Annotated in this window: 20 protein-coding genes; 8 read left to right on the top strand and 12 right to left on the bottom strand. The window is 59.7% G+C overall.

The window, feature by feature from the left end:
• Nucleotides 1–111: 111 nt before the first annotated feature.
• The gene (gene gltS, locus ACOI6Z_RS18230) at nucleotides 112–1,314 is read left to right on the top strand and encodes a sodium/glutamate symporter (RefSeq protein WP_032454381.1); all 1,203 of its coding nucleotides are present in this window, start codon (nucleotides 112–114) and stop codon (nucleotides 1,312–1,314) included.
• Between the two features lie 220 nt (nucleotides 1,315–1,534).
• Here gltS and glpK read toward each other — a convergent pair whose 3' ends face one another.
• Nucleotides 1,535–3,046: a glycerol kinase GlpK gene (gene glpK, locus ACOI6Z_RS18225; protein ID WP_004873089.1), complete on the bottom strand. Its 1,512-nt coding sequence runs from the start codon at nucleotides 3,044–3,046 to the stop codon at nucleotides 1,535–1,537.
• 21 nt (nucleotides 3,047–3,067) lie between these two features.
• Nucleotides 3,068–3,919: an MIP/aquaporin family protein gene (locus tag ACOI6Z_RS18220; protein ID WP_012967047.1), complete on the bottom strand. Its 852-nt coding sequence runs from the start codon at nucleotides 3,917–3,919 to the stop codon at nucleotides 3,068–3,070.
• Between the two features lie 442 nt (nucleotides 3,920–4,361).
• On the opposite strand from ACOI6Z_RS18220, the gene zapB reads away from it, so the two are divergent.
• From zapB to ACOI6Z_RS18200, 4 genes are all read left to right on the top strand, one after another.
• Nucleotides 4,362–4,607 (top strand): septal ring assembly protein ZapB, encoded by a 246-nt coding sequence (gene zapB, locus ACOI6Z_RS18215; protein ID WP_086075620.1) that lies wholly within the window; start codon nucleotides 4,362–4,364, stop codon nucleotides 4,605–4,607.
• A gap of 152 nt (nucleotides 4,608–4,759) precedes the next feature.
• A complete protein-coding gene (locus tag ACOI6Z_RS18210; protein WP_023291381.1) occupies nucleotides 4,760–5,749 on the top strand; it encodes a sulfate ABC transporter substrate-binding protein in 990 nt (329 codons plus the stop codon).
• A 189-nt stretch (nucleotides 5,750–5,938) separates the two neighbouring features.
• Complete coding sequence (locus ACOI6Z_RS18205; protein ID WP_072096576.1) at nucleotides 5,939–6,709, top strand: CDP-diacylglycerol diphosphatase; 771 nt, start codon at nucleotides 5,939–5,941, stop codon at nucleotides 6,707–6,709.
• A 64-nt stretch (nucleotides 6,710–6,773) separates the two neighbouring features.
• Complete coding sequence (locus ACOI6Z_RS18200; protein ID WP_420687474.1) at nucleotides 6,774–8,078, top strand: SLC13 family permease; 1,305 nt, start codon at nucleotides 6,774–6,776, stop codon at nucleotides 8,076–8,078.
• A gap of 91 nt (nucleotides 8,079–8,169) precedes the next feature.
• Here the strand turns inward: ACOI6Z_RS18200 and tpiA are convergent, their stop codons facing one another.
• A complete protein-coding gene (gene tpiA / locus ACOI6Z_RS18195) occupies nucleotides 8,170–8,937 on the bottom strand; it encodes a triose-phosphate isomerase (RefSeq protein ID WP_002922909.1) in 768 nt (255 codons plus the stop codon).
• Nucleotides 8,938–9,046: 109 nt separating this feature from the next.
• Nucleotides 9,047–9,646, bottom strand: coding sequence for a YiiQ family protein (locus ACOI6Z_RS18190; protein ID WP_420687473.1), 600 nt, complete (start codon nucleotides 9,644–9,646; stop codon nucleotides 9,047–9,049).
• Between the two features lie 112 nt (nucleotides 9,647–9,758).
• On the opposite strand from ACOI6Z_RS18190, the gene ACOI6Z_RS18185 reads away from it, so the two are divergent.
• Nucleotides 9,759–10,187 carry a DUF805 domain-containing protein gene (locus ACOI6Z_RS18185; RefSeq protein WP_004173894.1) on the top strand — a complete coding sequence of 143 codons (429 nt, stop codon included), beginning with the start codon at nucleotides 9,759–9,761 and terminating at the stop codon, nucleotides 10,185–10,187.
• On the opposite strand, the gene fpr is transcribed toward ACOI6Z_RS18185, so the two are convergent.
• The 7 genes from fpr to gmk all read right to left on the bottom strand — a co-directional run bounded on the left by fpr (nucleotide 10,188) and on the right by gmk (nucleotide 18,176).
• Nucleotides 10,188–10,934: a ferredoxin--NADP(+) reductase gene (gene fpr, locus ACOI6Z_RS18180; protein ID WP_065813140.1), complete on the bottom strand. Its 747-nt coding sequence runs from the start codon at nucleotides 10,932–10,934 to the stop codon at nucleotides 10,188–10,190.
• Nucleotides 10,935–11,084: 150 nt separating this feature from the next.
• On the bottom strand, nucleotides 11,085–12,095 hold the full coding sequence (gene glpX, locus ACOI6Z_RS18175; RefSeq protein ID WP_065813141.1) for a class II fructose-bisphosphatase: 1,011 nt from the start codon (nucleotides 12,093–12,095) through the stop codon (nucleotides 11,085–11,087).
• A gap of 48 nt (nucleotides 12,096–12,143) precedes the next feature.
• On the bottom strand, nucleotides 12,144–14,225 hold the full coding sequence (recG, locus tag ACOI6Z_RS18170; protein WP_065813142.1) for an ATP-dependent DNA helicase RecG: 2,082 nt from the start codon (nucleotides 14,223–14,225) through the stop codon (nucleotides 12,144–12,146).
• A 5-nt stretch (nucleotides 14,226–14,230) separates the two neighbouring features.
• Nucleotides 14,231–14,920 carry a tRNA (guanosine(18)-2'-O)-methyltransferase TrmH gene (trmH, locus tag ACOI6Z_RS18165; RefSeq protein WP_017900060.1) on the bottom strand — a complete coding sequence of 230 codons (690 nt, stop codon included), beginning with the start codon at nucleotides 14,918–14,920 and terminating at the stop codon, nucleotides 14,231–14,233.
• Nucleotides 14,921–15,083: 163 nt separating this feature from the next.
• Nucleotides 15,084–17,204, bottom strand: a complete 2,121-nt coding sequence (gene spoT, locus ACOI6Z_RS18160) for a bifunctional GTP diphosphokinase/guanosine-3',5'-bis pyrophosphate 3'-pyrophosphohydrolase (protein ID WP_004205080.1) — start codon at nucleotides 17,202–17,204, stop codon at nucleotides 15,084–15,086.
• An 18-nt stretch (nucleotides 17,205–17,222) separates the two neighbouring features.
• The gene (gene rpoZ, locus ACOI6Z_RS18155; protein WP_000135058.1) at nucleotides 17,223–17,498 is read right to left on the bottom strand and encodes a DNA-directed RNA polymerase subunit omega; all 276 of its coding nucleotides are present in this window, start codon (nucleotides 17,496–17,498) and stop codon (nucleotides 17,223–17,225) included.
• Between the two features lie 54 nt (nucleotides 17,499–17,552).
• Nucleotides 17,553–18,176 carry a guanylate kinase gene (gene gmk / locus ACOI6Z_RS18150; protein WP_002922664.1) on the bottom strand — a complete coding sequence of 208 codons (624 nt, stop codon included), beginning with the start codon at nucleotides 18,174–18,176 and terminating at the stop codon, nucleotides 17,553–17,555.
• Nucleotides 18,177–18,434: 258 nt separating this feature from the next.
• Here gmk and ligB point away from each other — a divergent pair, with 258 nt between their 5' ends.
• Nucleotides 18,435–20,114, top strand: a complete 1,680-nt coding sequence (gene ligB, locus ACOI6Z_RS18145) for an NAD-dependent DNA ligase LigB (RefSeq protein ID WP_263062965.1) — start codon at nucleotides 18,435–18,437, stop codon at nucleotides 20,112–20,114.
• A 5-nt stretch (nucleotides 20,115–20,119) separates the two neighbouring features.
• On the opposite strand, the gene ACOI6Z_RS18140 is transcribed toward ligB, so the two are convergent.
• The gene (locus ACOI6Z_RS18140; RefSeq protein WP_002922654.1) at nucleotides 20,120–20,737 is read right to left on the bottom strand and encodes a trimeric intracellular cation channel family protein; all 618 of its coding nucleotides are present in this window, start codon (nucleotides 20,735–20,737) and stop codon (nucleotides 20,120–20,122) included.
• 275 nt (nucleotides 20,738–21,012) lie between these two features.
• On the opposite strand from ACOI6Z_RS18140, the gene ACOI6Z_RS18135 reads away from it, so the two are divergent.
• Nucleotides 21,013–22,272, top strand: coding sequence for a chloride channel protein (locus tag ACOI6Z_RS18135; protein ID WP_065813144.1), 1,260 nt, complete (start codon nucleotides 21,013–21,015; stop codon nucleotides 22,270–22,272).
• Nucleotides 22,273–22,274 lie beyond the last annotated feature (2 nt).

Below are 22,274 nucleotides of genomic sequence, written 5' to 3'. Positions count from 1 at the left end.
TTTTTTCCGCCGTTCTGCGTAAAATCCCCCTCTGACTCCTCATGATGAGAAGCTAAAGACACCAGGAATATCGTCGCGTGTGAATGGATCATGCGCCATAAGGAGCTTTTTATGTTTCATCTCGATACCTTATCGACGCTCGTTGCCGCAACGCTTGTGCTGTTACTCGGCAGAAAACTCGTCCAAACCGTTCCCCTCCTCAAGCAATACACCATTCCTGAACCTGTTGCCGGCGGTCTGCTGGTGGCGCTGGCGCTGCTGGTGCTGAAAAAAAGTATGGATATCGAAATTGATTTCGATATGAGCCTCAAAGATCCGCTGATGCTGGCGTTCTTCGCCACCATCGGGCTAAACGCCAACCTCGCCAGCCTGCGGGCGGGCGGCAAGGTGCTGGGTACCTTCCTGATTGTGGTGGTTGGTCTGCTGCTGCTGCAGAACGCCCTCGGTATCGGCATGGCGAAGCTGCTGGGGCTGGATCCGCTGATGGGTCTGCTGGCCGGCACTATCACCCTTTCCGGCGGCCACGGCACCGGCGCGGCGTGGAGCAAGCTGTTCATTGAGCGCTATGGTTTTGCCAATGCCACGGAGGTGGCGATGGCCTGCGCGACCTTCGGCCTGGTGCTCGGCGGTCTGATCGGCGGCCCGGTGGCGCGTTACCTGGTGAAACACTCTTCCTCTCCTGACGGGACGCCGGACGATCAGGTGGCGCCGACCGCCTTTGAAAAGCCGGACGTGGGGCGGGTGATCACGTCGCTGGTGCTGATCGAGAGTATCGCCCTGATCGCCATCTGTCTGACGCTGGGCAAGGTGGTTGCGCAACTGCTGGCGGGCAGCGTCTTTGAGCTGCCGACCTTCGTCTGCGTGCTGTTTATCGGCGTGATCCTTAGCAACAGCCTGGCGCTGGCGGGGTTGTATCGGGTGTTCGATCGCGCGGTGTCGGTGCTGGGCAACGTCAGCCTGTCGCTGTTCCTCGCCATGGCGCTGATGAGCCTCAAACTGTGGGAGTTGGCCTCCCTGGCGCTGCCGATGATTATTATCCTGGCGGTCCAGGCGTTGGCGATGGCGCTGTATGCGGTGTTCGTCACCTACCGGATGATGGGCAAAAACTACGATGCCGCGGTGCTGGCGGCGGGCCACTGTGGGTTTGGTCTGGGGGCAACGCCGACGGCGATTGCCAATATGCAGGCGATTACCGACCGTTTTGGCCCGTCGCACATGGCCTTCCTGGTGGTGCCGATGGTGGGGGCGTTCTTTATCGATATCGTCAACGCGCTGGTGATTAAGCTGTTTCTGCTGCTGCCGGTGTTTGGCTGATAAAAACCCGGAGGCGGTGCGCTACCTGATTATGCGGTCTGCGGGCTGTGTAGCCCGGGTAAGGCGTTTACGCCGCAACCCGGGGATACCCCGGGATTTATGCGTTGGCGCGGCTTCTCCCCGGCTCGCGCTGCGCTTAGCCGGGCTACGGGGTGTGCGGCCTGCTGGTTGTATCCCGGCCAAGGCGTTTACGCCGCCAGCCGGGAATACCTCAACAACCTTACGCTTCGTCGTGCTCTTCCCACGCCAGGGCGCGTTTCACCGCTTTCTTCCAGCCGCTGTAGCGATAGTTGCGCTCGGTGGTTTCAATGCCCGGGCGGAATTCGCGCTCAATCACCGCTTTCTCCTGCAGCTCATCAAGGTTCTGCCAGAAGCCGACCGCCAGCCCGGCCAGATAGGCGGCGCCCAGGGCTGTGACTTCGCGCACTTCCGGACGCTCCACACGGGTGCCGAGGATATCGGACTGGAATTGCATCAGGAAGTTGTTGGCCACTGCGCCGCCGTCCACGCGCAGGGCGTGCAGACGGATACCGGAGTCAGCCTGCATTGCTTCCAGCACGTCGCGGGTCTGATAGGCGATGGACTCCAGCGTCGCACGGATAATGTGGTTCGAGTTCACGCCGCGGGTGAGGCCGAAAATCGCGCCGCGGGCATACGGGTCCCAGTAGGGCGCGCCAAGACCGGTGAACGCGGGCACGACATACACGCCGTTGGTGTCCTTCACTTTGGTGGCGAAGTACTCGGAGTCGAACGCATCGCTGATGAGCTTCATCTCGTCGCGCAGCCACTGGATGGAGGCGCCAGCCATAAACACCGCCCCTTCCAGAGCGTAGTTCACCTCGCCGCGCGGACCGCAGGCGATGGTGGTCAGCAAACCGTGAGTGGAGGTCACCGCTTTTTCGCCGGTGTTCATCAGCATAAAGCAGCCGGTGCCATAGGTATTTTTCGCCATCCCTTCCTTGACGCACAGCTGGCCGAACAGGGCCGCCTGCTGGTCACCGGCGATCCCGGCGATAGGAATACGGGTCCCGCCTTTACCACCGATGTTGGTCTGGCCGTACACTTCGGACGACTTGCGCACTTCCGGCAGCATGGCGCGCGGAATATCCAGCGCGTCGAGCATCTTGTCGTCCCAGTCCAGGTCGTGGATGTTGAACAGCATGGTGCGCGAGGCGTTGGTGTAGTCGGTGACGTGCACGCGACCCTGGGTCATCTTCCAGATAAGCCAGGTGTCCACGGTGCCAAACAGCAGCTCACCGCGCTTCGCACGCTCACGGGAACCTTCGACATGGTCGAGGATCCATTTCACCTTGGTGCCGGAGAAGTAGGGGTCCACCACCAGGCCAGTGGCCTTGCGGATATACTCCTCCATCCCGTCACGCTTGAGCTGCTCGCAGATCTCTGCGGTGCGGCGGCACTGCCAGACGATGGCGTTATAGATCGGTTTGCCGGTCTCACGCTCCCACACCACCACGGTCTCACGCTGGTTGGTGATACCGATGGCCGCGATCTGATCGGAGTTGATATCCGCTTTGGCCAGCGCTTCGACCAGCGTCGAGCTTTGGGACGCCCAGATTTCCATCGGGTCGTGTTCGACCCAGCCTGGCTTAGGATAAATTTGTTCGAATTCTCGCTGGGAGACGCTGACGATATTGGCATCATGATCCATCACAACGGCCCGGGAGCTGGTAGTGCCCTGGTCAAGCGCAACGATATATTTTTTGTCGGTCATAGTCGGTGTCCCGTAGTCAGATTACAGCGAAGCTTTATGTTGAGTGGTGGAAGAGGAGGGGCTCTGTTGCTCTTCGTCCACGCAGGTGTCGCAAGGCAGGTGGCGGCCAATCAGCTTACGATAGCTGAACGCGCCCAGCGCCGCGCCGACCACCGGTGCGCACAGCGGCACCAGGAAATAAGGTATATCTTTGCCGCCGGTGAAGGCGACATCACCCCAGCCGGCCAGCCAGGCGAAGGCTTTCGGGCCGATATCACGCGCCGGGTTCATGGCGAAGCCGGTCAGCGGGCCCATGGAGGCGCCAATCACCGCGATCAGCAGGCCGATCAGCAGCGGCGCCAGCGGGCCGCGCGGCACGCCGTTGCCATCGTCGGTCAGCGCCAGGATGACGCCCATCAGGATAGCGGTAATCACCATCTCTACCGCGAAGGCCTGCACAAAATTGATATGCGGGTTCGGGTAAGTGGAGAAGATGCCAGCCAGATCAAGGCTTTCCACGCTGCCGCGTACCATATGGTGGGTGGTTTCATAATCGAGGAAAAGATTGTAATAAAGCCCGTAAACTAATGCCGCAGCGCAAAAGGCGCCAGCGAATTGCGAAATAATAAAAGGAACCACTTTGCGGCCATCGAAGCAGGCGAACAGCCAGAGCGCGATGGTCACCGCAGGGTTAAGGTGCGCACCGGATACCCCGGCGGTCAGGTAGATCGCCATGGCGACGCCCAGACCCCAGATGATGCTGATTTCCCATTGTCCGAAGCTGGCTCCCGCGACCTTGAGCGCAGCCACGCACCCAACGCCGAAAAAGATCAACAACCCGGTACCGAGGAACTCTGCGATGCACTGGCCTTTTAAGGTTGATGTTTGGCTCATAATCGAATCCTGAAGCGTGGTGATGATTATTGTATGTAGGGTGGTCACAGACGACCATATTGCCATGTAGGCATAGTGTTAATTTATCGTTAACGAGCAAAAACGAGAAATATCGAACTTCAAATGTGTGTACCACGTCAAGAAAATGAGCGTTTTCGCGCCATTCGCGCGCATTGAGCGCGCTGCCGGAGCGTTTCACCTCGCATTTTGTTAACCATAAAATTAACAATGGCTCATGAAGTACGAGCGAACTGCGCTGAAAGTACCAGGTAAAGACTGAAAAGTGTTGCAAACCGCAATCTGCGCGGCTTGCCGCTGGACAGGGGAGGCGGGGATTCATACAATCGACGATAACACCGCTATGTGCGCTAATTTTCGTTAAGGCGGGACCGCGTATACGAAACACCAGTTTCTATCAACGCCTTGCAAGTTCAGGAGAGGTATGACGATGTCATTAGAAGTGTTTGAGAAATTAGAATCTAAGGTTCAGCAGGCGATTGATACCATCACTCTGTTGCAGATGGAAATCGAAGAGCTGAAAGAAAAGAACAACACCCTGGCGCAGGAAGTTCAGAGCGCACAGCATGGTCGTGAAGAGTTGGAGCGCGAAAACAGCCAGCTGAAAGAGCAGCAGCAGGGCTGGCAGGAGCGTCTGCAGGCGCTGCTGGGCCGCATGGAAGAAGTCTAATCGCTTCGCGCCCTCTCCCGCCAGGGAGGGGGTGATCCTTATCCCTCCCTTTATTCTCGCAAGTTATAGCCAATCTTTTTTTATTCTTTAATCATTGAATCGCTTTCTGGCACGCTTAGCCCATCACAACACGACATAAAGAGAGCGGTGCGATGAATAAGTGGGGCGTAGGGTTAACTCTGTTGCTGGCATCCGCCAGCGTTCTGGCAAAAGACATTCAGCTATTAAACGTATCTTATGATCCAACGCGCGAGCTGTACGAACAGTACAACAAAGCGTTCAGCGCGCACTGGAAGCAGGAGACCGGCGACAACGTGGTGATCCGCCAGTCGCACGGCGGCTCCGGCAAGCAGGCGACCTCGGTGATTAACGGTATTGAAGCGGATGTGGTTACGCTGGCGCTGGCCTACGACGTCGACGCGATCGCCGAGCGCGGCCGTATCGATAAAAACTGGCTGAAGCGCCTGCCGGATAACTCCGCGCCCTATACTTCCACCATCGTGTTCCTCGTCCGTAAGGGCAACCCGAAACAGATCCATGACTGGAACGACCTGATCAAACCGGGCGTGTCGGTCATTACCCCGAACCCGAAAAGCTCCGGCGGCGCTCGCTGGAACTACCTGGCGGCCTGGGGCTATGCCCTGCATCAGAACCATGGCGACCAGGCGAAAGCCCAGGAGTTCGTCAAGGCGCTGTATAAAAACGTGGAAGTGCTGGACTCCGGCGCGCGCGGTTCGACCAATACCTTCGTAGAACGCGGGATCGGCGATGTGCTGATCGCCTGGGAAAACGAAGCGCTGCTGGCGACCAACGAACTGGGCAAAGACAAGTTTGAAATCGTGACTCCGAGTGAGTCGATTCTGGCTGAGCCGACCGTTTCGGTGGTCGATAAAGTCGTGGATAAGAAAGGCACCCGCCAGGTGGCGGAAGCGTACCTGAAGTATCTCTACTCGCCGGAAGGCCAGGAGATTGCGGCGAAGAACTTCTACCGTCCGCGCGATCCGAACGTGGCGAAAAAATATGCTAATGAATTCCCGAAACTGAAGCTGTTCACCATCGATCAGGAGTTCGGCGGCTGGACGAAAGCGCAGAAAGCGCACTTCTCCAACGGCGGCACCTTCGACCAGATTAGCCAGCGTTAAACCTCTCCAGCCCCGCTCCGGCGGGGCTTGCTGCCATCGCCCTGCGGCGGCTGTGCTTGCGCGGGCCTTCAGGCCGCCAGCGTAGCCCGGGCAACGCGCCAGACGCCATCCGGAAAAGCGCCCCGCCCGTCATCTGTTTTCATTTAGTCATCAAATTACGTTACTCTTCCGCTTCAGGCTTAACAGGGAATGAAAATGAGAAGAGTAAGATACTTTTTGCTGGCGCTGCTGGTGGCGATCCTCGCGGCGCTGGCCGGCGGCTACTACTGGCTGCACTCTGGCAACCCGGACGCGTTGCGCAAGATTGTTCTGCAGCAGTGCGTTCCCCATCAGCAACAGCAGCAAAACCCGTCGCCGTGCGCCGAAGTGAACCTCAAGGGCGGCTATGTGCTGTTTAAAGACCGTAACGGCCCGCTGCAGTATTTGCTGATGCCGACCTACCGCATTAACGGCACCGAAAGCCCGCTGCTGTTGGATCCGCTGACGCCCAACTTCTTCTGGCAGGCCTGGCAGGGGCGTGAAATCATGAGCCAGCGCCACGGCGCGCCGGTTCCGGATAACGCGGTATCGCTGGCAATCAACTCGCGCAGCGGACGCACGCAAAACCATTTCCATATTCATATCTCTTGCCTGCGCCCCGATGTGCGCGCGCAGTTAGATAAGGATGCGGCGGCGATCAGCAGCCGCTGGCTGCCGCTACCGGGTGGGCTTGAGGGCCATGAATACCTGGCGCGCCGGGTGACGGAGGCGGAGCTGGCCCAGCGCAGCCCATTCCTGATGCTGGCGGAAGAGGTGCCGGAGGCGCGTCAGCATATGGGACGCTTCGCGCTGGCGATGGCCCAGCAGGGCGACGGCTCGCTGGTGCTGCTGGCGACGGAGCGTAACCTGCTGTCTCTGAACCGGGCCTCGGCGGAAGAGATTCAGGATCATCGCTGCGCCATCCTTAACGCAAACCACTAGTTCTGGCGTTTACCTGTCTTACCTGTCGTCGTATTCTTGCTGAAAAAAACGACAGGAGACAGGCATGTCGCTCTGGCTTACCCACCCGCTGTTCCTCCCTTCACTGATTGTCGGCGTCACCATTGTGCTCTGGGCGACGTCGCTGCTGCCGGAGTTTATCACCGCGCTGCTGTTTTTCGCTGCGGCGATGATGGCGAAAATCGCCCCGCCGGAGGTGATCTTTGGCGGTTTTGCCTCCTCGGCCTTCTGGCTGGTGTTCAGCGGCTTTGTGCTCGGCATCGCGATCCGTAAAACCGGGCTGGCGGACCGGGCGGCGCAGGCGTTGTCGGCGCGGCTAACCGACTCCTGGCCGCGGATGGTCGCCAGCGTGGTACTCCTCAGCTACGCCCTGGCGTTCGTGATGCCTTCCAACATGGGGCGCATCGCGCTGCTGATGCCGATCGTGGCGGCGATGGCCCGCCGGGCGGGCATTGCCGACGGTAGCCGCGGCTGGTTCGGCCTGGCGCTGGCGGTGGGATTCGGCACCTTTCAGCTGTCGGCGACCATTCTGCCCGCCAACGTGCCGAATCTGGTGATGAGCGGCGCGGCGGAAGGCTCGTACGGTATCCACCTGAATTATGTCCCCTATTTACTGCTGCATACGCCGGTGCTTGGCTGGCTGAAAGGGGCGGCGCTGGTGGCGCTAATCTGCTGGCTGTTTCCTGATAAGCCGCATCCGCCGCGCGACCTGGCGCCGCTGCCGGCGATGAGCCGCGACGAGAAGCGTCTGGCGTGGCTGCTGGCGGTGGTCCTCACGCTGTGGGTGACCGAGAGCTGGCACGGCGTCGGCCCGGCGTGGACCGGCCTGGCGGCGGCGGTGGTAACGCTGCTGCCGCGGGTGGGCTTTATCAGCGGCGAGGAGTTTGCCAGCGGCGTGAATATGCGCACCTGCATCTACGTCGCCGGGATTCTGGGGCTGGCGATCACCGTCACCCAAACCGGGATTGGCGGCGTGGTGGGCAATGCGCTGCTGGAAGTGATGCCCTTGGATAAAGACAATCCTTTCACCAGCTTTCTCGCTCTGACCGGGATAACCAGCGCGCTGAACTTTATTATGACCGCCAACGGCGTGCCGGCGCTCTACACCACCTTTGCCCAGAGCTTTGCCGACGCCACCGGCTTCCCGTTGCTGAGCATAATTATGATTCAGGTGCTGGGCTATTCCACGCCGCTGCTGCCGTATCAAGCGTCGCCGATCGTGGTCGCGATGGGGTTAGGCAAGGTCCCGGCGAGGGCGGGGATGCTGCTGTGTCTGGCGCTGGCGGCGGTGAGCTATTTGATTTTGCTGCCGCTGGACTACGCCTGGTATCAGCTGTTGGGGAAACTGTAGAGGCAAAAAAAGCCCGGCTTGCGCTGTGCGAAGCCGGGCTTCAGAGAGTTATCAGTCATCCCGGTCGCGTGTCGCCGCCGGGAAAAGCGGATTAGGCTTTTTTCGCCGCTTCTGCAGCTTTCACGATCACCGCGAAAGCGTCTGCTTTCAGGGAAGCGCCGCCAACCAGCGCGCCGTCGATGTCCGGCTGGGTGAACAGCTCTGCTGCGTTGCCAGCGTTAACGGAACCGCCGTACTGGATGATCACTTGCTCAGCGATTTTGGCGTCAGCTTTAGCAATGTGGTCACGGATGAATTTGTGCACCGCCTGAGCCTGAGCCGGGGTCGCGGATTTGCCGGTACCGATAGCCCATACGGGTTCGTAAGCGATAACCACGCCTTCGAAAGCGGCAGCGCCCTGCGTTTTCAGTACCGCGTCGATCTGACGCGCGCAAACTTCTTCCGTTTTGCCCGCTTCGTTTTCCGCTTCGGTTTCACCGATGCACAGTACCGGAGTCAGACCCTGCTCTTTCAGCACGGCGAATTTCTTCGCGATCAGCTCGTCGGATTCTTTGTGGTAGGTACGACGCTCGGAGTGGCCGATGATGATGTACTGCGCGCCGATATCTTTCAGCATTTCGGCGGAGGTTTCACCGGTGAAAGCGCCGGACAGGTTCACGTCAACGTTCTGCGCGCCCAGGTGGATGTGGCTGCCTTCTGCCGCACGCTTAGCCAGGTCCAGATACATTTCCGGCGGGGCGATGGCAACTGCGCAGCCGCTTACGCCAGCCAGCTCGGTACGCAGGTTCGCAACCAGTTCGTTTACCATGTGGCGGCTGCCGTTCAGTTTCCAGTTACCCATCACTAAAGGATGTCGCATTTTAATTCTCCACGCTACTTAAGCGAATTAAGGAATATAGCCGCCCCAGAGGGCAGCATGGTCTGTGAAACAGTATAGAGACTCGTCACTGGAAAGGCTTTGCTTTTTGTCATTTATTGTTACCTTCCAGCGTTTCAGATAGCGCCAGCTTAATCGGTTCAATAGCGAAGGTCAGACCCTTTTCGCCATGATCTGCCACCACATAGCGCACGGCGCCCTCGGTGTCGGCGAAGTAGCGTTTGCCTTTGCCGGCGGTCAGGAGTTTCTGCAGTTTTTGCTGGCTCTGCGCCGGGCTAAGGGTGGGCACGAAGGCGCGGATCATGGCGCTCATATACTCCAGCGCTTTGGCCTTCACCGCTTTTTGCTCCGGCCCCTGGATCGGTAGCCAGGTGATCTGCATGGATTTGATCTTCAGCGTGCCGCGCTCCAGCGCGGTGGAGGCATAGAGATTTTCGTTTATCTTGCTGGCGGCGCGGGTCAGGTTAGCCCGATCGCGGCTGGTTGATATGGAACGGAATTCATTCAGAGGCAGCTTCGGGTTATCGGCGTTAAATTTTTCCCGGAACTGGCTGATCGACAAGTCAAAGCTCGGCGCGCCGGCGAGCAGGTAGGGGGCAGCGGTCGTCGATTCGCTTTCTGCGGACAACGCGTGCGGGCCGACGGCAAGGCCCATCAGCCCACTGAAACACAAGATTGTCCACTTCTTCATGCCCGTCGTTCCTTTTTTTGCCTGCTGACGATTAAATCGGGAAGCGCGGCGCTTGTCAAAAAGTCACGACGCCAGGGTAAACTACGCAGACGATGATGATAAGGAAAAACGCATGACCCTACAGCAGTGGTTATTCTCAATTAAAGGGCGCATTGGCCGCCGCGATTTCTGGATCTGGATTGCCATCTGGCTGGTGACCATGAGCGCTCTGTTCACCCTGGCAGGCAGCAATCTGCTTAATCTGCAGACGGCGGCGTTTATTATCGTCTGCCTGCTGTGGCCGACGGCGGCGGTGGTGGTGAAGCGACTGCACGATCGCGGCAAATCCGGACTGTGGGCGCTGCTGATGATTTTGGCGTGGATGCTGCTGGCGGGGAACTGGGCGATGCTGCCGCAGGTCTGGCAGTGGGGCGTCGGGCGCTTTGTGCCGACGCTGATTATCGTCATGATGCTGATCGACCTGGGGGCGTTTGTCGGCACCCAGGGCGAGAATAAGTTCGGCAAGGAGACCCAGGACGTGCGCTGGAAAGCGGACGCCTGATTACCAGTAATGCTCCGCCGTCATGTGGCCCGGCCGGCGACGCAGATGTTTGGTCATCTGCCGGGTCTCTTTTAACAGCTGTTGGGTATCGCGCACCATCTGCGGGTTGCCGCACAGCATCACATGGCTGGTGTCGTTGGTCATCGGCAGGCCGACCGCCTCCTCCAGCGCCCCGGTTTCAATCAGGAACGGCACCCGGCCGGTCAGCGAGCCTGCCACGGTTTCGCGACTGACCACCGTCTGGATGCGTAATTTGCCGGCGTAGCGCTGCTCAAGCTCGCGCATCAGCGGCAGATAGCTCAGGTCCGCGGCGTAGCGCACGGCATGGACCAGCACCAGATGGTTAAAGCGCTCAAGATCTTTGCCTTCCTGGAGAATCGACAGGTAAGGCCCAAGCGCGGTGCCGGTCGCCAGCATCCACAGGGTATCGCAATTCGGTACTTCCTCGAGGACGAAGAAGCCAGCCGCTTCGCTCACCACCTGGACCTTATCGCCCGGCTTCAGCGCCGCCAGACGCGGGCTCAGTTTGCCTTCCGGGACGGTGACCAGATAGAACTCGAGATCGGGATTGCCGGGAGCGTTGACGTAGGAGTAGGCGCGCTGCACGCGTTCGCCGTCGATTTCCAGCCCGAGCTTGGTAAATTGCCCGGCGGTAAACGGCTGAACCGGCGCCCGCACGTATAAACTGAACAAGGCGTCCGTCCAGTACTCCACTTTTGTCACTTTGCCGCTAACCCAGTCCGCCATCGTCTTCTCCTGTTGCCAAGCGATGCTTTATCTTCGGCCCAGACGGGCAAGATTTCCACCCCACAGGCGCAAGAAAGCTCTATTGATCAAATATAAACGAAGAACAGGACAACCGCCCGCGGACGGTTGCCTGGAGGAGAGAAAGCGGTATTACAGGATGTGCTGCTGGACGTCCGGATCTTTACGGTCGAGGTAATGAATCGACTGGATCCGACGGATGGTGCGCGACTTGCCGCGGATCAGCAGCGTCTCGGTGGTGGCCATATTGCCCTTACGGGTGATGCCGTCCAGCAGATCGCCTTTGGTGATGCCGGTGGCGGAGAAGACGACGTTATCGCTGCGCGCCATTTCATCAAGGCGCAGCACTTTACCCGCTTCGATGCCCATGGTTTTGCAGCGCGCCAGCTCGTTTTCACCGATGCGACGATTCTCTTCACTGTCGCCCTTCACGTGGTGACGAGCCAGCAGGCGGCCCTGCATATCGCCGTCGAGCGCGCGGATCACCGCGGCGGAAACCACCCCTTCCGGCGCGCCGCCGATGCCGTACAGCACGTCAACTTCGCTATCCGGCATGCAGGTGAGAATGGAGGCCGCGACGTCGCCATCGGGAATGGCGAACACGCGCACGCCCAGCTGCTGCAGCTGAGCAATCACCGCGTCGTGGCGCGGTTTCGCCAGCACGGTGACGGTCAGCTCGCCCAGCGGCTTGTTCAGTGCGCGGGCGATATTGCGCAGGTTCTCTTCCAGCGGCAGACTGAGGTCGATAGCGCCTTTAGCGCCCGGGCCGACAATCAGCTTTTCCATATACATATCCGGCGCGTTGAGGAAGCAGCCTTTATCGCCGACCGCCATCACCGCCAGGGCGTTAGCCTGGCCCATCGCCGTCATCCGGGTGCCTTCGATGGGATCGACGGCGATATCCACCGCATCGCCCTTTCCAGTGCCCACTTTTTCGCCGATATAGAGCATCGGCGCTTCATCGATTTCGCCCTCGCCGATGACGATGGTGCCGTCGATATTGACGAGGTTAAGCATAATGCGCATGGCGTTCACCGCGGCGCCGTCGGCGGCGTTTTTATCGCCGCGGCCCAGCCATTTATAGCCCGCCAGCGCGGCGGCTTCGGTGACACGCGAAAATTCGATGGCCAGTTCTCGTTTCATAATCCACTCATTGTGTAGAAAAATTGCCCGCAGCGCGGCAAAAGCGCGCTACGCGTTGGAATAGCGTTCGGTTTCCGGCATCCAGCGCTCGATCAGCGCCTGGGCCTGCAGCGGATAGCGTTCATGAATGTGGCGCGCAATGCGCTGAACGTCGGGGATCATCGCCTGATCGCGCAGTAAATCCGCCACTTTAAACTCGGCGTTGCCGGTCTGGCGGGTGCCGAGCAGCTCGCCGGGACCGCGAATTTCAAGGTCTTTCTGGGCGATGACGAAACCGTCGTTGCTGTCGCGCAGCACCTGCAGACGCTTCTGCGCCGTTTTAGAGAGCGGCGATTTATAGAGTAGCACGCAGTGGGAAGCGACCGCGCCGCGCCCGACGCGCCCTCTGAGCTGGTGCAGCTGCGCCAGACCCAGACGTTCCGGGTTTTCGATAATCATCAGGCTCGAGTTCGGCACGTCGACACCGACTTCAATGACCGTCGTGGCTACCAGCAGGTGCATTTCGCCCTGCTTGAAAGCCTGCATCACCGCCTGCTTCTCCGCCGGTTTCATCCGCCCGTGTACCAGACCGATATTCAGCTCCGGCAGCGCCAGCTTGAGCTCCTCCCAGGTGGCTTCCGCCGCCTGGGCCTCCAGCAGATCGGACTCTTCGATGAGGGTACAGACCCAATAGGCCTGGCGGCCTTCGTGGGTGCAGGCGTTGCGCACGCGGTCGATAATATCGCTGCGCCGGGTGTCCGGGATAGCGACGGTGGTCACCGGGGTTCGGCCCGGCGGCAGCTCGTCGATAACCGAGGTATCGAGGTCGGCGTAGGCGGTCATCGCCAGGGTGCGCGGGATCGGCGTGGCGGTCATGATCAGCTGATGCGGATGAAAACCCTGCTGCTGACCTTTCTCCCACAGCGCCAGCCGCTGGTGTACGCCGAAGCGGTGCTGTTCGTCGATAATCACCAGCGCCAGGCCATTAAACTGCACCTGTTCCTGGAAGATGGCGTGGGTGCCGACAATCATCTGCACCTCGCCGCTGGCGATCGCGTCCTGCTGCGCCTGGCGGGCTTTGCCTTTCTGTTTGCCCGCCAGCCAGCCGACTTCAATGCCCAGCGGTGCAAACCAGCTGCGGAAGTTATTGGCGTGCTGCTCGGCGAGCAGTTCGGTGGGCGCCATCAGCGCCACCTGTTTGCCGTGGGCGATAGCGCGCAACGCGGCCAGGGCGGCGACCAGCGTTTTACCGGAGCCGACGTCGCCCTGCACCAGGCGCATCATTGGCACGTCCAGCGCCATATCGCGCTCGATCTCGGCGGTGACCCGCGCCTGCGCGCCGGTGGGCTTAAAGGGCAGGGAAGCCAGCAGCTGATTTTTCAGGGTATCGTTGGCGCCGAGCGGCAGGGCGTGATAGCGCTGGGCGCCTGCCCGCAGCGCCAGCATGCTGAGGTTGTGCGCCAGCAGCTCTTCCAGAATCAGGCGCTGCTGCGCCGGGTGCTTGCCGCTTTCCAGCTCGCTAAGCAATAACGATGACGGCGGACGATGCAGGGTGCGCAACGCCTCCGGCAGGCTCATCATCCCCTGCGCCAGCTCCGGCGGCAGGAGTTCGCCGATAGCGCAGGTCTCCAGCAGCTCGAGCGCCTGATCGGTGAGCTTGCGCAGGGTCGCCTGCTTAATGCCCTCGGTCGTCGGATAGACCGGCGTTAGGGTCTCCTGCAGCTCCGGGGTGCTCATATCGCCCTGGACGCGATATTCCGGGTGGATCATTTCGGCGCCGTACTTCCCGCGTTTGGCTTCACCGTAGGCCAGCACGCGTCGACCGGTCGCGAGGCTGTTTTTCATCGCCGCGTTGAAGTTGAAAAAGCGCATGGTGAGGATGCCGGTGCCGTCGCTGATCTGGCAGGTCATCATTCGGCGGCCGCCGAAGGTGATATTGCTGTTGAGCACTTCGCCTTCCACGGTGGCATAAACGCCGGGAAGCAGATCGGCTATCGGATAAAGATGGGTGCGATCTTCGTAGCGCAAAGGCAGGTGCAGCAGCAGATCCTGTACCGTATGCAGGCCGATCTTCGCCAGCTTGCTGCTCTGCGCAGCCCCGACGCCGGTGAGTGAACTGAGCGGAACGGCATCTAACAGGCGGCCTGACATCGCGTTTACCTCGCAGCCTGCATGGTGGCCCACCACGCGGCATCGGCTTCCACTTCGCCCTGCTCGTTAACGTGGGGGTAAGGCAGCCCTTTTTGTCTCGCAACGCGGGCCAGCACCGGATAGCCGCCTTCAAACAGCAGGCGCTGTTGCTCTTCCGGCGGCAGCATGCTGTTGGCGCGTTGGTACATCCCGGCATTCTGTCGCTGCCGCTGGGCTTCATACAGGATCAGCGCCGAGGCGACGGAGACGTTCAGCGACTGCACCATGCCGATCATCGGGATAATAATGTCCTGATCGGCCAGGGCCAGCGCTTCCTGAGTGATGCCGGTTTTCTCCTGACCCATCAGGATGCAGGTTGGGCGCGTATAGTCGATTTCACGGAAATCGATGGCTTTGTCGGAAAGATGGGTGGCGAGGATTTGCATACCCTGGCCTTTGAGGTGGCCGACGGCATCTGCGATGGTACGGTGGGTTTTCACCTGCACCCAGCTGTTGCTGCCCGCGGCGGCGGAGGCCATGGTGCGCATCCGGCTGCTCGGCCAGACCGCGTGCACCTCGTGTACGCCAACGGCGTCTGCGGTCCGGATGACCGCAGAGACGTTATGGGGCTTATGGACCTGCTCCATGCAGACCGTCAGGTCAGGCTGACGCCTGGCGAGCATCTCGCAGATACGCGCATAACGCTGTGAATTCATTACTCTTAATCCTTCGAATTACCTCTTTAGCCGCTGCGGATCACGCGGCCCATCCCTGGGCCTCGCCCCTGACGGGGGCGCTGCAAGCAGCGTTCAAATCTGCTCCCGGCAGATTTGTCATTCGCTTGCCGCCTTGATGCAATTCGAATGTTTTGTCTAAAAGCTAATTTCGGTTACGGGTGACTTTAATCACGTCCGGCATGACGCGTATTTTGCGCATGATATTCGCCAGATGCACGCGGTCGCGGGCGGTCAGGCGGATAAAGGCGCTGTATACGCGGCCATCTTTCTCTTCCGTATTCAGGCTCTGGATATTGGAAGAGGCGGTGTTGATCGCCGCCGTCAGGTTAGCCAGTGCGCCCTGGTGGTTAAACATATCCACCTTGATCTCCGTAATGAACTCCTGAGCGGTCTCTTTATCCCACTCAACCGCCATAAATTTCTCCGGCTCTTTCTGGTAGCCGCGGATGTTACGACAGGATTCATGATGGATAACCAGCCCTTTGCCAGGACTGACGTGGGCGATAATCGGGTCACCGGGGATCGGGCGACAGCACTTGGCGAAAGTGATCAGCACGCCATCGGCGCCTTTGATCGGCAGATGGCCGTGGTTTGAGGCATTGGCCGGCACCGGCGCCGCAGCGGCTTCGCCCTGCTGCAGGTTTTTCGCCACCACCACGCTCATGGCGTTGCCCAGACCGATCTCCGCCAGCAGGTCGTCAAGCGAGGCCAGCTTCATCCGGTCGAGCTCGCGCTGGATATTCTCCGGCGGGATCTCGGCGAGTTTGCGGCTACCGCCCAGCGCGTGGTTGAGCAGACGACGGCCAAGGCTGACCGAGTCATCGCGCTTGAGGTTTTTCAGCAGCTGACGGATCTTGGCGCGCGCCTTCGAGCTGACGACAAAGTTCAGCCAGGCGGCATTCGGACGTGCGCCCGGCGCGGTAATAATTTCGACAGTCTGACCGCTGGAGAGCGGCTGCGACAGCGGATAGGGCTGGCGGTCGACGCGCGCGCCGACGCAGGCATGGCCGATATCGGTATGCACCGCATAGGCGAAGTCCACCGGCGTGGCGCCAGCGGGCAGTTCGACAATGCGCCCTTCCGGGGTGAAAACGTAAATCTCATCGGGGAACAGATCGGATTTAACGCTCTCGATAAATTCAAACGAGCTGCCGGCGCTCTGCTGCAGCTCCAGCAGGCTTTGCATCCAGCGCTGGGCGCGGATTTGCGCGGTGGTGCTGCTTTCGCCGCCGTGCTCTTTATAAGCCCAGTGCGCCGCGACCCCCATCTCCGCCATCTGGTCCATGTCTTCGGTACGAATTTGTACCTCGACCGGGACGCCGTGGGGGCCGATCATCGAGGTGTGCAAAGACTGATAGCCGTTCGCTTTCGGAATAGCGATGTAATCTTTGAAACGACCTGGACGCGGTTTATAGAGGCTGTGCATCTGGCCAAGCACGCGGTAGCAGACATCGGCATCATGGACGATAACGCGGAAGGCGTAGATATCCATGATCGAGTGAAAACGCTGCTCTTTAAGCACCATTTTGCAGTAGATCGAGTACAGATGCTTTTCGCGACCGCTGACGCGGCAGGGGATCCCCGCTTCCTGCAAACGCCCTTCGATTTCCGAGAGAATCTTTTGGATCATCTCTTTACGGTTGCCGCGCGCCGCTTTGACCACCTCTTTAATGACGCGGTAGCGGTTCGGGTACAGCGCCTCAAAGCCCAGCTCTTCGAGCTCGGTTTTGATGTGATGGATACCTAAACGGTGCGCCAGCGGGCTGTAGATTTCCAGCGTTTCGCGGGCGATGCGGCGGCGTTTATCCGGGCGTAGCGAGCCCAGGGTACGCATGTTGTGGGTGCGGTCGGCAAGCTTGATGAGGATGACGCGGATGTCCTGCACCATCGCCATGATCATTTTGCGAAAGTTTTCGGCCTGTGCCTCTTTCTTATCGCGGAACTTGAGCTTATCAAGTTTCGATACCCCCTCTACCAGTTCGGCGACGCTTTTACCAAAAAGCTGTTCCATGTCCTGGTAGGTGGCGGGAGTATCTTCAATCACATCATGCAGCAGCGCGGCCATCAGCGTTTCGTAGTCGAGCTTCATCTCGGCCAGAATACAGGCTACCGCGACCGGGTGCGTGATATAAGGTTCACCGCTTGAACGTGTCTGACCCTCGTGAGCGTCACGTGCAACGAGATACGCCTGCCGCAGACGTTTGATCTGGTCTTCCGGCAGGTAGTTTTGAATCAGCTGATTCAGGCTTTCAAACAGATACAAGGGCGACCCGCTGTGTGATTAACGACGACCTTCAGCAATCGCGGTAACGGCTTGTAATTCAGCGGCTTCCTGCTCTTGCTGTTCCTGGCGCTCACGTACGTCGAGGATCTGGTTGTTGATCAGACCTTCTTCGATTTCGCGCAGTGCGATTACGGTGGTTTTATCGTTTTCTTCCGGTACCAGCGGATCCTTTCCGCCTACCTGCATCTGACGAGCGCGACGCGCGGCGACCAGTACCAGGTCAAAACGGTTACCAATTTTCTCTACAGCGTCCTGAACAGTTACGCGTGCCATACTTAAAATGCTCCACAGGTGAAGAAATGACTGGGCATGATACTGAATGTGGGTTCAGTCTGCCAATAGTTTGGTGATTAAAGCGCCATGTCGCTGCTTTTGGCGGCTCATGCGCAGACGTTCAGCGCGGATGATATTTTTCAGGTCGCTCAGGGCGGTGTCAAAATCATCGTTCACAATCAGGTAATCATATTCGGCGTAATGGCTCATTTCCGCAACGGCCTGGGCCATTCGTTTCGCGATCACCTCTTCGCTGTCCTGGCCGCGGCCGCGCAGGCGACGGTCCAGTTCATCTTTTGACGGCGGCAGAATAAAAATGCTGCGTGCGCCAGGCATGCTTTTACGGATCTGCTGCGCGCCCTGCCAGTCGATATCGAGGAAGACATCAACGCCGGTCGCCAGCACCTGCTCGATCGCTTTACGCGACGTGCCGTAATAGTTGCCAAAGACCTCTGCATGTTCCAGAAACGCGTTTTCGCCAATCATCGAGCGGAATTCGTCGTGATTCACGAAGAAATAATGTTCGCCGTGCACTTCACCCGGACGCGGCGCCCGCGTGGTATGGGAAACCGATACCTGGGTGTCATACAACGGTTGGGTTTTTAATAAAGCCTGAATCAGGCTGGATTTACCCGCGCCGCTAGGGGCGGAAACAATATAAAGCGTGCCTTGAGCCATGAGTGTCTTTTGTATGTGGTTATCGAAAGAGGTCCTACATACGAGCCTATTATACACGTCGCCGCGGCGTGACGCAGTCCTTGTCACACTTTTTGCCGCTGTTTCTTTCATTTTGCCTGCCGTTTTCCTGAATTCGAGAGCCGTTGCTGCAACGAGGTGTAAATCCTGGAAGGCGCTTCGCAGGGTGAAAAAGCGCCCGTCGCGGTTTCCGGCATTCTGCCGCAGACTCTCCGCCAGGTGATGAAGGAGGGGACAGCAATGCGTAAAGGAGGAGGGTGGCTGGCGATAGGGATGTTCTCCGCCAGCGCGCTGGCGACGTGTCCGGACTGGCCGCCGGCCAAAGGCAGACAGGAGATCGCACGTCTACATCAGCAGATTGACGCCTGGAACGAGGCTTACTGGCGACAGGGCGCCAGCGAGGTGAGCGATGACGTTTACGACCAGCTCGCCTTGCGCCTGGCGCAGTGGCGGCAATGCTTTCCGGGCGCGACGCCTGAGGATGACGATCTGCCTCCGCCGACTGGCGATACGCGTCATCCAGTCGCCCATACTGGCGTGCGCAAGCTGGCGGATGGGGCCAGCGTGGCCCGCTGGATGAAAAATAAAGCCGACCTGTGGGTACAGCCTAAAGTGGACGGCGTGGCGGTCACCCTGGTCTATCGCCAGGGGCATCTGGTTCAGGCTATTAGCCGCGGGGATGGCCTGCGCGGTGAGTTGTGGACCGCCCGAGCGCGGCAGATCCCGGCGCTGGCGAAGCTGACGACCGGCGAACTGGCCAACAGCGTGCTGCAGGGGGAGCTATTTCTGCGTCGGGAGGGGCATATTCAGGAGCAGGCTGGCGGAATGAACGCGCGGGCGAAAGTCGCCGGGTTGATGATGCGGGCTGACGCGGCGGCGGCGCCGCTGAGCCAGCTGGACGTTTTTATCTGGGCCTGGCCAGACGGTCCCTCGGATATGCGCCGTCGACAGCAGCTGCTGGCGCAGGCGGGGTTTGGCTACAGCGGACAATACACCCATTCGGTAACGCGCGTTGAGCAGGTGGCGGAGTGGCGCCAGCGCTGGTATCGCTCGCCGCTCCCCTTCGTCAGCGATGGCGTGATTGTGCGTGAAGGACGCGAACCGTCGGGGCGCGTCTGGTCACCGGGAAGGGGCGAGTGGCTGGCAGCCTGGAAATATCCTCCGGCATCGCGGGTGATGGAGGTGCGGGCGATCCATTTCAGTACTGGCCGCAGCGGCAGACTCAACGTAGTGGCTGAGCTTGAGCCCCAGCGGCTGGATGACAAACGCGTGCAGCGGGTTAACGTTGGCTCTGCGAGCCGCTGGCAGGCGCTGGATATCGGGGTTGGCGATCAGCTGCAGATCAGTCTGGCAGGCCAGGGTATTCCAAGGATCGACGCTGTTGTCTGGCGGACGGTCGAGCGCCATAAACCGACGCCGCCGGCGGCGAAATTCAATGCGCTAACCTGCTATTTCGCCACCCCCGAGTGCAGCGAACAGTTTCTTTCCCGGCTGGTCTGGTTGTCATCAAAGTCGGCGCTGGATATCGATGGCGTAGGGGAAAGCGTATGGCGCGTTATTCAGCAGCAGCACCCGATGGAGCATCTTTTTTCCTGGCTGGCGCTCACGCCGGAGCAGCTGCAGGCGATGCCGGGGATCTCGGCTGCCCGCGGGCAGCACCTCTGGCATCAGTTTGATCTTATTCGTAAACGGCCTTTTATACGCTGGGTGCTGGCGATGGGGATCCCGGTGCCCCAGGGGGCGCTGGCGCAGCCTGGCAGTGAAAACTGGCGCCTCCTCACGGCAAAGAGTGAAGCGCAATGGCGCACGCTGCCGGGCGTGGGGGCGATCAGAGCCCGACAGTTAGTGGCTTTCCTGCATGACCCTGACGTGGCGGCGCTGGCGCAATGGCTTAGCAGGCAGCGCATCCCCGGGTTTTAAGGCGGTTAGTGGGCGTCGTGGGTGTAGTGGAAAACCGGTAGCCCGAGCTTCCAGCGCAGCGCCAGCATGCGGGCGGTAAAGCCGAACAGCAGCGTGGCCAGGACCACCACATCGTGGCTGCTGACGTAGTGTTGCAGCGCTATATAGAGTACCGCTGCGGCAAACGAGATCCCGGCATACAGCTCTTTCTGGAAGACCAGCGGAATGCGCTTGCAGAACATATCGCGCAGTACGCCGCCGAAAACGCCGGTGATGACCGCAGCAATAGAGGCGATAACCGGGCCTTCGCCCATATCCAGGGCGATCTGCGCGCCGATGATGGAAAACACGATCAGCCCCAGCGCATCCAGCACCAGGAAAAGCCGGCGAAGGTGCGGCATTACCGGGGCGGCAATTGTGGTAAGGACGGCGGCGACGGCGACAATGATGACGTATTCCGGATGCTTCACCCAGCCGAGAGGATAGTGTCCCAGCAGGATATCGCGAACAGAACCCCCGCCCAGCGCGGTCGCGGTGGCGATAATAATGACGCCAAACGTGTCCATCCGCCGACGACCGGCAGCCAGCGCTCCGGTCATGGCTTCCGCGGTGATACCGATTAAATACAGAACATGAAGCAGCATAGATCCCCCCAGACAGTGGCCGGCAGGTTAACGATTTGTGCGCAGGATCACGATTGATATTTTCTAAAGTGAAGTCGTTAGGCCAGGAAAAAGTAATGACAACATGGCTTAAATTGGCTTTATTTGGTGGTTAAGTATTATTTTTTGAATTTTTACAGATTAGAAAAAGTAATGTCTTATTCCCGATCGGTTATCTATATTGAAAACGCTATGAATACCTAATGTTTAAGTCCCGACCTTTATCCTTTTATTTTCTTTCTCGAGGAGATGAGAAAATGCGTGTCGCCGCCGGGAACAAACATTCTCTGACTCGCCTGATGGCCGTAGTATTAACCGGGATTCTGGCCGGTCTGTCCGGTATGGCGCTGGCGCTGATTTTACATGCCATTCAGCACCTGGCTTTTGGCTACAGTCCAGCGCATATCGTTGGTTCGGTGTCATTTTTACAGGGCGTCACGGCGTCGCCCTGGCCACGTCGCATCGCGGCAATCGTGGCAGGCGGCATCGTCGCCGGATTTGGCTGGTGGCTGCTTGGTCGCTATGGGCAGAAGCGGGTTTCCATTGCCGCGGCGGTGGCTAACCCTTCCGTCCCCATGCCCGCGGGCACCACGACGATCCACGCTCTGCTGCAGATCGTCACCGTAGCGCTGGGGTCCCCGCTTGGCCGCGAAGTGGCTCCTCGGGAAATGGGCGCGCTAGGAGCGGGGATGGTGGCGCGTAAGCTGCGCCTGCTGGAGGATGAAACCCGTACGCTGATTGCCTGTGGGGCGGGCGCGGGCCTGGCGGCGGTGTATAACGTCCCGCTGGCAGGGGCGTTGTTCACCCTCGAGGTCATGCTGCTGTCGTTTAGCTGGGAAAAAACGCTGGCGGCGATAATGACCTCGGCGATTGCCGCCTGGACGGCCACCCTCGGGTTAGGGGATGAATCGCAATACCATTTTGTTTCCAGCGCGCTTCCGCACACCTTTCTCTGGTGGGCGATTCTGGCGGGCCCGATTCTTGGCGCCGGCGCCTGGCTCTTTCGCAAAGCGACCAGCGCAGCGCGTTCACGCGTGCGAAGTAACTGGCAGATGCCGGTGTTCTGTCTGCTGGCGTTTTCGCTTCTGGCCGTCCTTAGCCTCTGGTTCCCGGCGCTACCGGGCAATGGCAAGGGGCCGATGCAGCTGGCGCTCAGCGACGGGCTGCCTCACTCCATGGTCGCGATCCTGTTAGGGCTGAAGCTGGTGGTGATCCTGGCGGTGTTGCGCGGCGGCGCGGAAGGCGGGTTGTTAACCCCGGGGCTGGCGGTGGGCGGGTTGGTCAGCCTGCTGCTCTGCGCGCTCTGGCAATCAGGGTTCCCTGGCGGAGATGAAAGCAGTTTCGCCCTGGTGGGGGCAGCCGCTTTTCTCGCCGCCTCCATGCAGATGCCGCTGACGGCGGTGGTGCTGGTGATGGAGTTCACCCACATGGATCACAGCTATCTGGCCCCGACGCTGCTGTGCGCGGCAGGGGCGTTTTTGACCTGCCGGGTACTGGATAAAAGACATTGCTTTTGAAA

The organism is Klebsiella sp. C239 (assembly GCF_048822715.1).
In the GTDB taxonomy this organism is placed as follows: Bacteria; Pseudomonadota; Gammaproteobacteria; order Enterobacterales; family Enterobacteriaceae; genus Klebsiella; species Klebsiella quasipneumoniae.
The sequence above is the reverse complement of the archived record's forward strand: the minus strand, read 5'-3'. Positions and strand labels throughout refer to the sequence as shown.

Excerpts from the sequence above, each read along its gene's own strand:
- gltS (WP_032454381.1), top strand. The coding sequence starts at position 112 with ATGTTTCATCTCGATACCTTATCGACGCTCGTTGCCGCAACGCTTGTG.
- glpK (WP_004873089.1), bottom strand. The coding sequence starts at position 3,046 with ATGACCGACAAAAAATATATCGTTGCGCTTGACCAGGGCACTACCAGC.
- ACOI6Z_RS18220 (WP_012967047.1), bottom strand. The coding sequence starts at position 3,919 with ATGAGCCAAACATCAACCTTAAAAGGCCAGTGCATCGCAGAGTTCCTC.
- zapB (WP_086075620.1), top strand. The coding sequence starts at position 4,362 with ATGACGATGTCATTAGAAGTGTTTGAGAAATTAGAATCTAAGGTTCAG.
- ACOI6Z_RS18210 (WP_023291381.1), top strand. The coding sequence starts at position 4,760 with ATGAATAAGTGGGGCGTAGGGTTAACTCTGTTGCTGGCATCCGCCAGC.
- ACOI6Z_RS18205 (WP_072096576.1), top strand. The coding sequence starts at position 5,939 with ATGAAAATGAGAAGAGTAAGATACTTTTTGCTGGCGCTGCTGGTGGCG.
- ACOI6Z_RS18200 (WP_420687474.1), top strand. The coding sequence starts at position 6,774 with ATGTCGCTCTGGCTTACCCACCCGCTGTTCCTCCCTTCACTGATTGTC.
- tpiA (WP_002922909.1), bottom strand. The coding sequence starts at position 8,937 with ATGCGACATCCTTTAGTGATGGGTAACTGGAAACTGAACGGCAGCCGC.
- ACOI6Z_RS18190 (WP_420687473.1), bottom strand. The coding sequence starts at position 9,646 with ATGAAGAAGTGGACAATCTTGTGTTTCAGTGGGCTGATGGGCCTTGCC.
- ACOI6Z_RS18185 (WP_004173894.1), top strand. The coding sequence starts at position 9,759 with ATGACCCTACAGCAGTGGTTATTCTCAATTAAAGGGCGCATTGGCCGC.
- fpr (WP_065813140.1), bottom strand. The coding sequence starts at position 10,934 with ATGGCGGACTGGGTTAGCGGCAAAGTGACAAAAGTGGAGTACTGGACG.
- glpX (WP_065813141.1), bottom strand. The coding sequence starts at position 12,095 with ATGAAACGAGAACTGGCCATCGAATTTTCGCGTGTCACCGAAGCCGCC.
- recG (WP_065813142.1), bottom strand. The coding sequence starts at position 14,225 with ATGTCAGGCCGCCTGTTAGATGCCGTTCCGCTCAGTTCACTCACCGGC.
- trmH (WP_017900060.1), bottom strand. The coding sequence starts at position 14,920 with ATGAATTCACAGCGTTATGCGCGTATCTGCGAGATGCTCGCCAGGCGT.
- rpoZ (WP_000135058.1), bottom strand. The coding sequence starts at position 17,498 with ATGGCACGCGTAACTGTTCAGGACGCTGTAGAGAAAATTGGTAACCGT.
- gmk (WP_002922664.1), bottom strand. The coding sequence starts at position 18,176 with ATGGCTCAAGGCACGCTTTATATTGTTTCCGCCCCTAGCGGCGCGGGT.
- ligB (WP_263062965.1), top strand. The coding sequence starts at position 18,435 with ATGCGTAAAGGAGGAGGGTGGCTGGCGATAGGGATGTTCTCCGCCAGC.
- ACOI6Z_RS18140 (WP_002922654.1), bottom strand. The coding sequence starts at position 20,737 with ATGCTGCTTCATGTTCTGTATTTAATCGGTATCACCGCGGAAGCCATG.
- ACOI6Z_RS18135 (WP_065813144.1), top strand. The coding sequence starts at position 21,013 with ATGCGTGTCGCCGCCGGGAACAAACATTCTCTGACTCGCCTGATGGCC.